Below are 12,083 nucleotides of genomic sequence, written 5' to 3'. Positions count from 1 at the left end.
TGCCGCCCGCCCCCGTGCTTCTCGGTGCTTCCCCGATCCCAGTATGGCCGGGAGCACCGGCCACGGGGACAGCGGATCAGGGCAGAACGGAGCCGGCGGGAGGCAGCCGCAGGACCGAGGGCCGGGAGCCGGGGCCGAGCCGGGCGACCGCTCGGAGTATGTGGCCGGGCGGCAACTTCCAGCGCAGCGTGGCCGGCACGGCGCGCAGCAGCCGGCCCGCGACGCGCAGCCGGCGGTCGGCGGCCGCCTCGCCGGGCGCCGAACCGCCGTACAGCTCATGGGCGTACGGTGGCAGCGCCGCGAAGGCGGCGCCGGCCACCGACCGCCACACCGCGAACCGCACCGGCAGCAGCGCGCGGGGCACCGGTGGCGCCTTGAGGAACCGCACCACCTCGTACGCCTCGGCGGTGGCGGCCAGTTGGGGGCGGATCTTCTCGAAGTAGCGGGCGAGTTCGCCGGTGTCGGCGGGCACGCCCGCCGGGTCGAGGCCGACCAGGCGGGCGGCCTCGCGCTGCTCGTGGACGTAGCGGTCGGCGTGCGCGTCGTCGAGCGGGAAACCGGAGCGGCGGGCGACCTCCAGGTAGGAGTCGATCTCGGCGCAGTGCACCCACAGCAGCAGTTCGGGGTCGTCGACGGGGTAGGTCTCGCCGGTCGCCGGATCGGTCGCGGACAGCCTGCGGTGGATGCCGCGGATGCGGGCCCCGGCGCGTTCCGCCGCCGGTGTGGTGCCGTAGGTGATCTCGCCGACGAAGGACGCGGTGCGCAGCAGCCGGCCCCAGGCGTCCCGGCGGAAGTCGGAGTTCTGGGTGACCCCGCGCACCGCCCGCGGATGGAGGGCCTGGAGGTACAGGGCGCGCACACCGGCGATCCACATGACCGGGTCGCCGTGCAGCTGCCAGGTCACCGATTCCGGTCCGAAGAGCCCCGGGTCCGCGTCGCGCATGGCCGCCTCCTTCGTGACCCCACGGTAACCGCGGGGGCCCGCGGGCGGCAGGGGTCTGCCGACGGCGGCAGCGCCTTCGGCGCGACCCGGCGCCCCGGCCGCATCGCCCGGTGGTGCACGTCACCCGGCCGGCGGCGCCCGCCACCCGTACGGCCCAGCGCCGCAGGACCCGTCCGCGGGCGACACCCCGCGGCCCGGTCGCCGGGATTCGCCGCGGTCCTGGGCGATACTGCGAAGGCGCTGGTGGGCGGCTTGTCCGCCGGCTCGCGGACGGACGCGAGGACGACACACGCATGGCCGACGGGCAGCAGGACCCCCACCGTCACACCGGCTGGCGCGATCCGCGGCGGCTCGCGCCCCGCGGCGGGGACGACACCCCGGACCACCCGTCGGCCGAGCCGTCGGGCGGCCGACCGGGCGAGCCGGGGGACGGCGGCGGCGCCCCCCGGTCGGGGCGGCGGCGCCTCTTCCGCTGGCTGACGCTCGGCCTGTCCGCGGCGGTGCTGCTCACCGCGGCGGCCGGCGCGCTGGTGTACCTGCGGCTGAACGGCAACATCCGCGATCTGCCGCTGTTCGGCGGGATCGGCGGCGACGCGGGCACCGAGCGGCCCGACGCCTTCGGCCGCACCCCGGTGAACGTGCTGGTGATCGGCTCCGACACCCGCGCCGGCCGCGCCGACTGCCGGCTGGGCGGCGACTGCGGCCCCGGCCAGAACGCCGACGTGGAGATGGTGCTGCACCTGGCCGCGGACCGCTCGCACGCATCGGTGCTGAGCATCCCCCGCGACACCGTCACCGACCTGCCGGCCTGCCGCGCGTCCAGGGGCCGGATCTCCGCGGCCCACCGCGGCGCGGTCAACTCCACCCTCCAGTACGGTCCCGGCTGCACCGTCGCCGCGGTGCACACGCTCACCGGCATCCCGATCGACCACTTCGTGATGGCCGACTTCGCCGGGGTGGTGCGCATGTCGGACGCGGCCGGCGGGGTGCCGGTGTGCGTGGACCGCGCGCTCTACGATCCGTACTCGCATCTGCGGCTGACCGCCGGCCGGCACTCGCTCAGGGGGCAGGGTGCACTGGAGTTCCTGCGCTCACGGCACGCCTTCGGCGACGGCGACGACCTCGGCCGCACCGACGCGCAGCACCTGTTCCTCGCCTCGCTCACCCAGCGGATGCGCAGGAGCGGCTCGCTGGGCGACCCGGCGGGGCTGCTGTCGCTGGCCGACGCGGCGACGAAGGCGCTGACCGTGGACCCCGGGCTGGCCGCGGTCAGCCGGCTGACCGGGCTCGCCGCCGACGTGCGCAAGGTGCCGCCGGCGCGGTTCGCCTTCACCACGATGCCGACCAGCCCCGACCCGGCGAACCGCAACCGGCTGGTGCCCGCGCCGGCCGCCGACCGGCTCTTCGCGGTCATCGCCTCCGACCTGCCGCTGCGCGTGACCGGCGCGCCGCGGGCCGTGGCGGCGGCGCCGCCGGTCGCGCGGCCCGCGGTCGTCCGGGCGGCGGGTCCGCCGGACGACGAGACCTTCGAGGACGCCCGCCAGGCCCAGGTCCTCGGCGCGCTCACCGGACCGGGCACCGCCCCGTACCCCGCGCCGAACGACCCGCTGCCGGGACGCACCGCCGCGGGCCGGGCCGGCTGCGTGGCGGTGGCCAGGAAACGCACCGTGCGCCTGCACGGCGTCGCGATGACGCCGACGGCGGCCTTCGCGGCGAGCCGCGCCGTCCCCCTTTCGGCCCACTGACGGCTGCCGGCCCCGCCCGGATCGGGGCATACGTCGCCGTACGGGCGCGTTCCCCGGCCGCGGGACGTGGCGGGAAGGCCAGGCGCACGGCGGCGAGGACGGGGCCGGCACGGGGGAAGACGGGCAGTACCGAGGCAGAGGAGCATGAGCCCATGCGCGTAGCGGTGGCAGGCGGGACCGGACTGGCAGGACGGCACGTGGCGGCGGCGCTGACCGCCCGCGGACACGAACCGGTGATCGTCGCGCGCTCGCGCGGCGTGGACCTGCTCGGCGGCGACGGTCTGGACGCGGCCCTGGCCGGCGTCGACACGGTGGTCGACGCGTCCAACGTCACGACCGTCAGCCGCAAGGCCGCGGTCGACTTCTTCGAGCGGGCGGGCCGCAATCTGGTCGCGGCCGGCCGCCGCGCCGGCGTACGGCATCACGTGGTGCTCTCCATCGTCGGCATCGACCGGGTCGGCTGGGGCTACTACCAGGGCAAGCTCCGGCAGGAGGAGCTGGCCGAGGAGGGCGCCGCCGCCTGGACGGTGCTGCGCGCGACGCAGTTCCACGACTTCGCCGACCAGATGCTCGGCACGGTGCCGGGGCCGGTCGCCCTGGTGCCGCGGATGCGGGCGCAGCCGGTCGCCGTCCGCGAGGTGGCCGAGACGCTCGCCGAGCTGGCGGTGGGGCCGCCGCGCGGCCTCGCGCCGGAGTTCGCGGGGCCGCGGGTGGAGTCGGTGCCGGACATGGCGCGCAGGCTGCTGCGGGCCCGCGGCAGCCGCCGCCCGGTCCTGGCGCTGCCGCTGCCCGGGGCGGCGGGCAAGGGCATGGCGGGCGGCGCGCTGCTGCCCGCGTCCGACGGCCCGCGCGGCCGGCAGACCTTCGACGAGTGGGTCGCGGAGACGACCGGTACGGCCGTGCGCGGGGGCGCCGCGGCGCGCGGCTGACCACGCGGCGGCGTTCGCCGCCGCCGGTCCGGGCCGCGCCTGCCTGCGGACCGGCGCTCAGCCCCAGATCGCCTCGGCGATCGCCGTCCCGGTGAAGGCGGCGCCGAGCCCGGCCGCGAGGCTGCCGACGACGTTGGCGACGGCGTAGAACCGGGCGCCGTCCTCGGCCAGCCGCAGCGTCTCGTAGGAGAACGTCGAGTACGTGGTCAGCGCCCCGCACAGCCCGGTGCCCAGCAGGAGCTGGACGTGCGAGGAGGCGGCGCCCGCGGTGGCCGCGCCCGCCAGCACGCCCAGGACGGCGCAGCCGACGACGTTGACGGCGAAGGTCCCCCAGGGGAAGACGGTGTCGTGCCGGGCCTGCACACCGCGGTCGGCGAGGTAGCGCAGCGGCGCCCCGACCGCGGCCCCTACGATCACCAGCAGCCAGTTCACCGCGCCTCCGCTTCGCCGCCGGTGCCGGCGGTGTCGGCGCCGTCCCCGCCGTTCCCGCTCGTGTCGCCCGTGCCGGCGCCGACGCGGACCACCTCGCACCGGTCGAGCGTCACCAGGCCGTCGGCGACCAGCTCCTCCAACCGGGGCAGGAAGCCCCTGACGCGCTCCTCGGTGTCCACGACGACCACGGCGACCGGCAGGTCCTCGCTGAGCGAGAGCAGCCGGGCGGTGTGGATCAGCGAGGACGCGCCGTAGCCCTCGACGCCGCGGAAGACCGAGGCGCCGGCCAGGCCGGCGCGGTGCGCCCGGTGCACGATCTCGGCGTACACCGGCTTGTGGTGCCAGGTGTCGTTCTCGCCGACGTAGACGGTCAGCCGCAGGGCCGAACCGGTAGGTGTCACTTCTGCCTCCACTGGACGGTCCTGCGGGTGGCGGTGGCCGCCGCCCAGACCGCGGCGAGCGCGGCCAGCAGCGTCAGGGCCAGATAGGCCAGGGCGGTACGGGGATGGCCGCCGTCGGCCAGCCGCTGCACGTCGGTGGCGTAGGTCGAGAAGGTGGTGAAGCCGCCCAGCACGCCGGTGCCGAAGAACGGCCTGACCAGCCGGTGCGCGGCCCAGACGTCGGTGATGAGCACCATGAACACGCCGATGACGGCGCAGCCGGCCGCGTTCACGCACAGGGTCGTCCAGGGAAAGCCGCCGGCCGGGGTAGGCCAGGCGAGGGCGGCGCCGTAGCGCGCGCAGGCGCCGATGGCGCCGCCGGTCGCGACCACGGCGAGGACCGAGGGGGTGCCGCGCTGCCAGGGACGGCGGCGACCGGCGCGGGCCGGCGGCCGTCCGCCGGGGTCCGCGGCGCCGCGGACCGTCGGGGCGGGGGTCTCTGCCACGGGAAGACGTCTCCTACTCGCAGGCACGGTTGATGGCACGACGTGCACGTCGCAAGCAGGGACCGTTGGCGGCGGCGTCGCCGCGGTTCGGGTACGGCGGGCCCCACCGCCGCGCGGCGGGTGGGACCGCCGCTGGCCCCAGCTTAGCCGGGCAGCCCGCGCCTCGCCGCCGAGGGCCCGGCGCGGCCAGCACGGCCGACCGGACCCCGCCGGGCCCCTTCCCCGGGCCCCGGGGAGCGGCGGCCGTCGCGCCGCCGCCGTGACGCGCATCGGCCGCCGGGCAGATACTGGACGGTGTGCGGGACCGGTGTGCACGGCTGTCTCACCAGGAGGTACCCATGAAGATGCTGATCAACGTCCCGGAGACCGTGGTGGCCGACGCCCTGCGCGGCATCGCGGCCGCGCACCCCGAGCTGACGGTCGACGTCGAACACCGGGTGATCGTCCGCAAGGGCGCACCCTACGAGGGCAAGGTCGGCCTGGTGTCGGGCGGCGGCTCGGGCCACGAACCGCTGCACGGCGGCTTCGTCGGCCGGGGCATGCTCGATGCGGCCTGTCCCGGCGAGGTGTTCACCTCCCCGGTGCCCGACCAGATGTCGCGCGCTGCGGCCGCCGTGGACAGCGGCGCCGGCGTGCTGTTCATCGTGAAGAACTACACCGGCGACGTGCTGAACTTCGACATGGCGGCCGAACTCGCCGAGGACGAGGGCGTGCAGGTCGCCAAGGTCGTGGTCGACGACGACGTGGCGGTCACCGACAGCACCTACACGGCGGGCCGCCGGGGCACCGGCGCGACGCTCTTCGTGGAGAAGCTGGCGGGCGCGGCCGCGGAGGAGGGCGCACCGCTCGACCGCGTCGCCGGCGTGGCCCGCCGCGTCAACGAGGCGTCCCGCAGCTTCGGTGTGGCGCTGACCGCGTGCAGCACCCCCTCCAAGGGCGGCCCGACCTTCGATCTGCCGGAGGGCGAGCTGGAGTTGGGCGTCGGCATCCACGGCGAGCCGGGCCGCGAGCGGCGCGCCATGATGACCTCGGGCGAGATCGCCGACGTCTCGGTCGAGGCGGTCGTCGAGGACCTGAAGCCGGACGCGCCGGTGCTGCTGCTGGTCAACGGCATGGGCGGCACCCCGCTGCTGGAGCTGTACGGGTTCGCCGCCGAGGTGCACCGCTCGCTCGCCGAGCGGCGGATCTCCGTGGCCCGTACCCTCGTCGGCAACTACGTGACCTCACTCGACATGGCGGGCTCCTCGGTGACGATCTGTCAGGCCGACGAGGAGCTGCTGCGGCTGTGGGACGCGCCGGTGTCGACCCCAGCCCTGCGCTGGGGCTGCTGACGGCGCACCGCCGGCAGGCGCCCCGCGACCATCCGTCCCACCCGGCCGCGGCCCGGACCCCGCGGACCTCGGACCCTGCGGAAAGGCATCGAATGAACGCGCTCCCCCAGGAAGGCCCGGCGATCGACGGCGCGTTCCTTCGCCGCTGGCTGGACGCCGCCACCCAGGCGGTGGACCGCGAGGCGGACCATCTGACCGAGCTGGACTCCCCCATCGGCGACGCCGACCACGGCGCCAACATGCGCCGCGGGTTCCTCGCCGCGCGCACCGCAGTCGAGCAGGAACCGCCGGACACCCCGGGGGCGGTGCTGGTCGCGGTCGGCCGGCAGCTCATCTCCACGGTGGGCGGCGCGTCGGGTCCGCTGTACGGCACGCTGCTGCGCCGTGCGGGCAAGGAGCTGGGGGACGAACCCGTGGTGACCGCAGCCCGGCTGCGGGACGCGCTGCGCGCCGGGGTCGACGGCGTGGCCCAGCTCGGCGGCGCCGCACCGGGCGACAAGACCATGCTGGACGCGCTGCTGCCGGCGCTCGACGCCCTCACCGGGGCGCTGGACGCGGGCGGTTCCACCGCGCAGGCGCTGGCCGCGGCGGCCACCGCGGCCGACGAGGGGGCCGAGGCGACGACGCCGCTGCGGGCCCGCAAGGGCAGGGCCAGCTATCTGGGCGAGCGCAGCGTCGGCCACCGGGATCCAGGAGCGACCTCGGCGGCCCTGCTGGTCACCGCGCTCGCCGACACCGCACGGGAGGCATCGGCATGAGCGCCACGGACAAGCCGCTGGTGGGCATCGTACTCGTCTCGCACAGCGCGGCGGTCGCCGCCGCGGTCGCCGAGCTGGCCAAGGGCCTGACCGGCGGCAGCGCGCAGGTGCCGGTGGCGCCCGCGGGCGGCGCCCCCGACGGCGGCCTCGGCACCAGCTCCGACCTGATCGCCGCGGCGGCCCGGGAAGTCGACCAGGGCGCGGGCGTGGCGGTCCTCGCCGACCTGGGCAGCGCGGTGCTCACCGTCAAGGCGCTGATCGCCGACGACGAGCTGCCGTCGGGCGCCCGCCTGGTCGACGCGCCGTTCCTGGAGGGCGCGGTGGCCGCGGTCGTCACGTCCTCCGCGGGCGCCGACCTCGACGCGGTGGCCGCGGCCGCGGCGGAGGCGTACGACTTCCGGAAGCTCTGAGCGCGGCGCGGTCCGCACGCCGGGCCCCGCTACGCTCGCCCCATGACCGACATCCTGGGGCTGTTCTCCCGTACCCAGAAGAGACTGCGGGCCGCCTCCGACGAGGCGATGAGCCGGCACGGCGTCCGCGTCGGCCAGAACGTGCTGCTCGAACTGCTCTGGGAGAACGACGGGCTGACCCCCGGCGCGGTCGCCAGGGCGCTGGGGGTCGCCACTCCGACGGTGGTCAAGTCCGCCGCCCGCATGGAGGCGGGCGGCCTCATCACCAAGCGCCGCGACGAGCACGACGCCCGGCTCGTACGGCTCTACCTCACCGAGCGCGGCCGGGCGGTGCACGAGCCGGTCCAGCAGGCGCGGCGCGAGCTGGAGGAGCGTGTGACGGCGACCCTCACCGAGCAGGAACGGGTCCATCTCAGGTCCGCGCTTGGCAAGATGTACGAGCAGCTGGCCGGGCAGGGCGCCGGGGACCCGGCCGAGGACGCGGCCGAGGACGGGTGAGGCCCCGCCCGGGGGCACGGGTGCGGCCCCCCGCGCCGCCGGCTGCGGCGCGGGGGGCCGGGGTCAACGGCCCTGCGGCCGCTGTCCGTCGGAGCGTGCGGTCAGCGCCCGTACCCGATCAGGGCGCGCACCATCCGGCAGGTGAGGTCGGACGGCGGGTGGACGCCGATCCGCTCCGCGGTCGCACGGATCCGCCGGTCGCCGGCCTGGGCCGGCTCGTAGACCCCCGAGTCGAGCAGGGCTATCACCAGGCGCATCGTCTTCAGCCGCCGGTTGTGAGCGATGTACCACTCACGGGGCCGCCCGGCGGGCAGGGGCTTCTTGGGCAGGGACAAGGGCAGGGGCAGTGCGGCAACGGCCATCGGCATCCTCCTGAGGCGTCGGCCAACCCTCTCGAACACTCTCGATTTTACCGCCAAGCACTGACAAAGTCCGCTGGCCAGAGCCGATATGACAGGTGGCCGGAAGATGTCTCCCCGCGCCCCGCGCGGCCGTCGCTCACCTCCGGGCCGGAGCCGCGTCGGCCTCGGCGGCGGCTTGCGCGGCGGCGATCTCCTCCTCGGTCATCGGCAGCCCGTGCGGGTTCGCCGAGGCTCCGTCGAACTTCTTCACGAACAGGCAGCACAGCGCGCCGGCTGCCATCACCGCCACCGACACCAGCAGCGTCGGGCGCATCGCGTCGACGAAGCCGTGGCCGAACACCGCGGCCGCCGCGTCCTGGACGCGGTGCGCCTCGGGTGCGGGCACGCTCGCGGGAAGGCGCGTCCCGGGGGTGTTCCCCGCGACGTCGAGGTGCCTGCCCGCGCTGTCGAAGCCGCGCAGGAAGGAGGCGCGGAAGTCCGGAGGCACCGACCCGGCCCTGCGTGCCGCCTGCTCCTCCAGCGAGGAGGCCAGCTGTCCCTGGAGCACCGCGCCCACCACGGCGCCGGCCAGCACGGAACCCACCTGCCGCAGGGCGTTGTTGACGCCCGAGGCGGCGCCGGTGAGCCGGGGCGGCACATTGCGCATCACCTCGGCGGCCATCGGCGCGAAGGTGCACCCGGCGCCCATGCCCATCAGGAAGAGCGGCGCGGCGACGCCGGTCCAGCTCCTGCCCACGTCGGCGACGGCCATCACCCAGGCCAGGCCGCCGCCGAAGCAGGACAGCCCGGCCATCAGGATCCACCGGCCGCCGAGCCTCTCCGCGAGCACGCCCGCGGGACCGGCCGTCACGAAGGTGCCGACGGACAGCGGCAGCAGCACGAGCCCCGCCTTCTGCGCGCTGTAACCGAGCACCGACTGCAGGTAGACGGTGATCGGCAGGAAGAGTCCGACGATGCCGAACGAGATGGCGATGCCGACGACGTTCATCAGGGTGAAGTTGCGGTCCCTGAACAGCGAGAAGGGCACCAGGGGTTCGTCGCCCTGCCGGGACCTCTGCTGCACCAGGAAGACGGCGGCCGCCACCGCGGAGGCGCCGATCACCGTCCATATCCAGCCGTTCCAGGCGTACTTCTCCCCCTCGATCAGCCCGAAGGCCAGCAGGAGCAGCGCGACCGAGGAGAGCGCCACGCCGGTGGCGTCGAACCGGTGCCTGACGCTACGGGCCGGCCGCGGCAGCCACAGCGCCGCGCCGACCACCGTCAGCACGCCCAGCGGCACGTTGACGAAGAAGATCCACCGCCAGTCAAGCCGGGTGACGAGCAGCCCCCCGACCGTCGGGCCCGCGGCGCCGGACACGCCCGCGACGACGCCCCACACGCCGAGTGCCGCGCCGCGCCTGCCGGGCGGGAAGACGTCCACGACCAGCGAGAGGGTCTGCGGCAGCAGCATCGCCGCGCCCACCCCCTGCACCGCTCTGAAGGTGATCAGCTCGGCCGGGTCCTGCGACAGGCCGCAGGCCAGGCTCGCCAGCGTGAACAGCGCCACCCCGTACAGGAAGAGGTTCTTCTTGCCGATCAGGTCGCCCAGCCGGCCCGAGGTGATCATCAGCACGGCCAGGGCGAGCGTGTAGGCGTTGGTGATCCACAGGATCTGGTCGAGCGACGCGTCGAGGTGGTCCACCATGTCGGGGATGGCGATGTTGACGATCGTCAGGTCGAGCAGCGTCATGAAGAACCCGAGGGACAGCACCGCAAGGGTCACCCACGGGTTGCCCCGCAACTTGTTCACGATTCCTCCTCGCCGTGCGCCCCGCCGGGGCGCACGGACTCGTCAGCGTTCCGTGCACCCAAGAGGCGCGCGGGCCGAGGAGGTGTGACATCGCCGCGGGGCCGGGCTCAGTGCGGGACCGGGCTCACCGGCGGGGCGCGCCGCGGGACCGGGCTCACCCCGCGGCGGGCGGGTCCGCGGGCACGAACCAGGTCGGCTGGTCGGTCAGCGCCAGCTCGATCCTGCTGAGCGCGATCGGGCCGAGCGGCGGCAGCTCGTCCCGCGCGAACCAGCGCACGTCCAGCGACTCGTCGTCGTTCACCCGCGCCTCGCCGCCGACGGCGCGGCAGCGCAGCACGATGTCGAGGTACTGGGCGTGGTCGCCGTTGGGGTAGACGATCGGCTCGTTGCTGAAGACGCTCAGCACCCGCTCCACCACCGCGGACACCCCGGTCTCCTCAAGGATCTCGCGGACCGCGGCCTGCGCGGGCTGCTCGCCCGGGTCGGGGATGCCGCTGATCAGCGCCCAGCGGCCGCTGTCCGTGCGCTGGTTGAGCAGGATCCGGCCCTGCTCGTCGAAGACCACCATCACCACGCCCGGCATGAGCAGCAGGACGTCCCCTGCCTTCGCGCGGATGTTCCGGATGAACTCGGGAATCGCCATGCCGGGAGCCTACGAGACGTACGGGCCCGCGAGCCGCCGGCGCCTGCGAGACGAAGGGGCGACGCCCCATCCGCACCAGATTCCACACGGTGCGAGGCGGTGCGGTCCGGCATATCCACAGCCGGCCCTTCACCCGTTACGGTGACGGAACACAGCGCGCCCACGCGGGGGACGCGGGCGTGACGGCACTCCGTCCCGCCCGGGTGGCGGCAGGGGGTACCGGGGGATGAACACCACGGCCGGCGGACCGCCGGACGCGCGGGGTGCGGGCGTGCGGGGTGCGGGCGTGCGTCCGCCGTCCGGCCGGCCGGCCTCGGCGCGCACCACCGCCGCCGGCGCCGGCGCACGCGGCGCGGCCACCGACGCGACGGGGGTCGCGCTGCTGGTCTGCTGCGCGGTCTGGACGCTGATCGCCGCCGCCGGGCGGCCGGCCCGGCCGGAGGGCACCCTGCTCGCGCTGCTCGCCGTCACCGCCGGATTCGCGGCCGGACGGATTCTCGGCGCGCTGCTGCCCGTGCTGGCTCCTGCGGCCGCTGCCGTGGCGGTCCTCGCCCTGGTGCTCGTCCCGCACGCCACCCACCGCCCGCGCCCGGGCCACGCCGACTCCGACGCGGCCCTGCTGGTCATCGCCACGGGTGCGGCCTGCTGCGCGGCCTGGTCGGCGCGCGGCCGGCCGGCGCGGGCGGCTCTCGGAGCGCTCGGGCTCGCCGCCACCGCCGCGGCGCTGGTGCTGGGCTCCGCCACGGGGGCCGCGGCGGGCGCCGCCGTCGTGCTGTGCTCGGCGGCTTCGGGCCTGCCGCGCCGCAGGGCGCCGGTCCTCGTCGCCCTGGCCCTGTTCGCGTCCCTCACGGTCGGCGGCTCCCTCGCGCTGGCCGCCGACGCCTTACCGCCCCGGCTCGCGCACGCGGTGTCCGCGCGGCTGAGCGGTCCGCGCGTCGGGCTGTGGCGCCAGGCGGCCACCCTCGCGCACCGCCATCCGCTGCGCGGCGTCGGCCCCGAGCGCTTCGCCGACGAGGCCGCCGCGGCCGACTCCGACACCCGGGCCTCCGGCACCTCCGTCGCCGGAACGCCCCGCTCGGCTCCGCTCCAGCTGGCCGCGGAGCAGGGCGTCCCCGGCGTCGTGCTGCTCGCGGCGTCCTACGGCTGGCTGCTCACCGCGCTGCGGCGCTCGCCGCGTCCCACGCCCGTCGCGCTCACCGCGGCGGCCGCCCTCACCGCCCTCGCGCTTCTCGCCGCCCTCGCGCCGGTCCTCAGCCACACCGCCGTCACGGCCGCCACCGGATTCCTCGCCGGGGCCGCCGCCGCGCGCCCGCTCGCCGACGATCCGCTCGCCGGCGAGCCCCGCTGAGCGCCGGCG

The 12,083-nt window shown here is 76.1% G+C and carries 14 protein-coding genes; 7 read left to right on the top strand and 7 right to left on the bottom strand.

Translation table 11 applies throughout. The features are described 5' to 3' along the window. Window positions 1-76 precede the first annotated feature (76 nt). A complete protein-coding gene (locus V2S66_RS23835) occupies window positions 77-943 on the bottom strand; it encodes an oxygenase MpaB family protein (protein ID WP_330798227.1) in 867 nt (288 codons plus the stop codon). Between the two features lie 293 nt (window positions 944-1,236). On the opposite strand from V2S66_RS23835, the gene V2S66_RS23830 reads away from it, so the two are divergent. Together V2S66_RS23830 and V2S66_RS23825 are read left to right on the top strand one after the other, a co-directional pair. Then, window positions 1,237-2,688: an LCP family protein gene (locus V2S66_RS23830; RefSeq protein ID WP_330798225.1), complete on the top strand. Its 1,452-nt coding sequence runs from the start codon at window positions 1,237-1,239 to the stop codon at window positions 2,686-2,688. A gap of 152 nt (window positions 2,689-2,840) precedes the next feature. Further along, a complete protein-coding gene (locus V2S66_RS23825) occupies window positions 2,841-3,617 on the top strand; it encodes an SDR family oxidoreductase (RefSeq protein WP_330798224.1) in 777 nt (258 codons plus the stop codon). A 57-nt stretch (window positions 3,618-3,674) separates the two neighbouring features. Here the strand turns inward: V2S66_RS23825 and crcB are convergent, their stop codons facing one another. Genes crcB through V2S66_RS23810 form a run of 3 tightly spaced genes read right to left on the bottom strand, consistent with a single transcriptional unit; the run spans window position 3,675 to window position 4,935 of the window. Next, window positions 3,675-4,049 carry a fluoride efflux transporter CrcB gene (gene crcB / locus V2S66_RS23820; RefSeq protein ID WP_330798221.1) on the bottom strand — a complete coding sequence of 125 codons (375 nt, stop codon included), beginning with the start codon at window positions 4,047-4,049 and terminating at the stop codon, window positions 3,675-3,677. Beyond that, window positions 4,046-4,450 carry a DUF190 domain-containing protein gene (locus V2S66_RS23815; RefSeq protein WP_330798220.1) on the bottom strand — a complete coding sequence of 135 codons (405 nt, stop codon included), beginning with the start codon at window positions 4,448-4,450 and terminating at the stop codon, window positions 4,046-4,048. The genes crcB and V2S66_RS23815 overlap by 4 nt, the downstream gene beginning before the upstream one ends. Then, complete coding sequence (locus V2S66_RS23810) at window positions 4,447-4,935, bottom strand: fluoride efflux transporter FluC (RefSeq protein WP_330798218.1); 489 nt, start codon at window positions 4,933-4,935, stop codon at window positions 4,447-4,449. Before V2S66_RS23810 ends, V2S66_RS23815 begins: the two co-directional genes overlap by 4 nt. Before the next feature lie 338 nt (window positions 4,936-5,273). Between V2S66_RS23810 and dhaK the strand changes: the two genes are divergently transcribed. The 4 genes from dhaK (at window position 5,274) to V2S66_RS23790 (ending at window position 7,932) form a co-directional block, all read left to right on the top strand. Continuing rightward, entirely contained in the window at window positions 5,274-6,266 is a 993-nt protein-coding gene (dhaK, locus tag V2S66_RS23805) for a dihydroxyacetone kinase subunit DhaK (RefSeq protein ID WP_330798216.1), read from the top strand. A gap of 92 nt (window positions 6,267-6,358) precedes the next feature. Beyond that, window positions 6,359-7,024: a dihydroxyacetone kinase subunit DhaL gene (gene dhaL / locus V2S66_RS23800; RefSeq protein WP_330798215.1), complete on the top strand. Its 666-nt coding sequence runs from the start codon at window positions 6,359-6,361 to the stop codon at window positions 7,022-7,024. Beyond that, window positions 7,021-7,434: a PTS-dependent dihydroxyacetone kinase phosphotransferase subunit DhaM gene (locus V2S66_RS23795; RefSeq protein ID WP_330798214.1), complete on the top strand. Its 414-nt coding sequence runs from the start codon at window positions 7,021-7,023 to the stop codon at window positions 7,432-7,434. Before dhaL ends, V2S66_RS23795 begins: the two co-directional genes overlap by 4 nt. A 42-nt stretch (window positions 7,435-7,476) precedes the next feature. Continuing rightward, complete coding sequence (locus tag V2S66_RS23790; RefSeq protein ID WP_330798213.1) at window positions 7,477-7,932, top strand: MarR family winged helix-turn-helix transcriptional regulator; 456 nt, start codon at window positions 7,477-7,479, stop codon at window positions 7,930-7,932. Window positions 7,933-8,033: 101 nt separating this feature from the next. On the opposite strand, the gene V2S66_RS23785 is transcribed toward V2S66_RS23790, so the two are convergent. The 3 genes from V2S66_RS23785 to V2S66_RS23775 form a co-directional block, all read right to left on the bottom strand. Next, the gene (locus V2S66_RS23785; RefSeq protein WP_330798212.1) at window positions 8,034-8,294 is read right to left on the bottom strand and encodes a hypothetical protein; all 261 of its coding nucleotides are present in this window, start codon (window positions 8,292-8,294) and stop codon (window positions 8,034-8,036) included. A gap of 136 nt (window positions 8,295-8,430) precedes the next feature. Further along, the gene (locus V2S66_RS23780) at window positions 8,431-10,083 is read right to left on the bottom strand and encodes an MFS transporter (protein WP_330798211.1); all 1,653 of its coding nucleotides are present in this window, start codon (window positions 10,081-10,083) and stop codon (window positions 8,431-8,433) included. A 154-nt stretch (window positions 10,084-10,237) separates the two neighbouring features. Continuing rightward, window positions 10,238-10,726 (bottom strand): NUDIX hydrolase, encoded by a 489-nt coding sequence (locus tag V2S66_RS23775; protein WP_330798210.1) that lies wholly within the window; start codon window positions 10,724-10,726, stop codon window positions 10,238-10,240. Between the two features lie 226 nt (window positions 10,727-10,952). Here V2S66_RS23775 and V2S66_RS23770 point away from each other — a divergent pair, with 226 nt between their 5' ends. Then, a complete protein-coding gene (locus V2S66_RS23770) occupies window positions 10,953-12,074 on the top strand; it encodes an O-antigen ligase family protein (RefSeq protein ID WP_330798209.1) in 1,122 nt (373 codons plus the stop codon). The last annotated feature ends 9 nt before the right edge of the window (window positions 12,075-12,083 follow it).

The sequence above is a fragment of the Actinacidiphila polyblastidii genome, assembly GCF_036353415.1.
GTDB lineage: Bacteria > Actinomycetota > Actinomycetes > Streptomycetales > Streptomycetaceae > Actinacidiphila > Actinacidiphila polyblastidii.
The sequence above is the reverse complement of the archived record's forward strand: the minus strand, read 5'-3'. Positions and strand labels throughout refer to the sequence as shown.

Excerpts from the sequence above, each read along its gene's own strand:
- V2S66_RS23835 (WP_330798227.1), bottom strand. The coding sequence starts at position 943 with ATGCGCGACGCGGACCCGGGGCTCTTCGGACCGGAATCGGTGACCTGG.
- V2S66_RS23830 (WP_330798225.1), top strand. The coding sequence starts at position 1,237 with ATGGCCGACGGGCAGCAGGACCCCCACCGTCACACCGGCTGGCGCGAT.
- V2S66_RS23825 (WP_330798224.1), top strand. The coding sequence starts at position 2,841 with ATGCGCGTAGCGGTGGCAGGCGGGACCGGACTGGCAGGACGGCACGTG.
- dhaK (WP_330798216.1), top strand. The coding sequence starts at position 5,274 with ATGAAGATGCTGATCAACGTCCCGGAGACCGTGGTGGCCGACGCCCTG.
- dhaL (WP_330798215.1), top strand. The coding sequence starts at position 6,359 with ATGAACGCGCTCCCCCAGGAAGGCCCGGCGATCGACGGCGCGTTCCTT.
- V2S66_RS23795 (WP_330798214.1), top strand. The coding sequence starts at position 7,021 with ATGAGCGCCACGGACAAGCCGCTGGTGGGCATCGTACTCGTCTCGCAC.
- V2S66_RS23790 (WP_330798213.1), top strand. The coding sequence starts at position 7,477 with ATGACCGACATCCTGGGGCTGTTCTCCCGTACCCAGAAGAGACTGCGG.
- V2S66_RS23785 (WP_330798212.1), bottom strand. The coding sequence starts at position 8,294 with ATGGCCGTTGCCGCACTGCCCCTGCCCTTGTCCCTGCCCAAGAAGCCC.
- V2S66_RS23775 (WP_330798210.1), bottom strand. The coding sequence starts at position 10,726 with ATGGCGATTCCCGAGTTCATCCGGAACATCCGCGCGAAGGCAGGGGAC.
- V2S66_RS23770 (WP_330798209.1), top strand. The coding sequence starts at position 10,953 with ATGAACACCACGGCCGGCGGACCGCCGGACGCGCGGGGTGCGGGCGTG.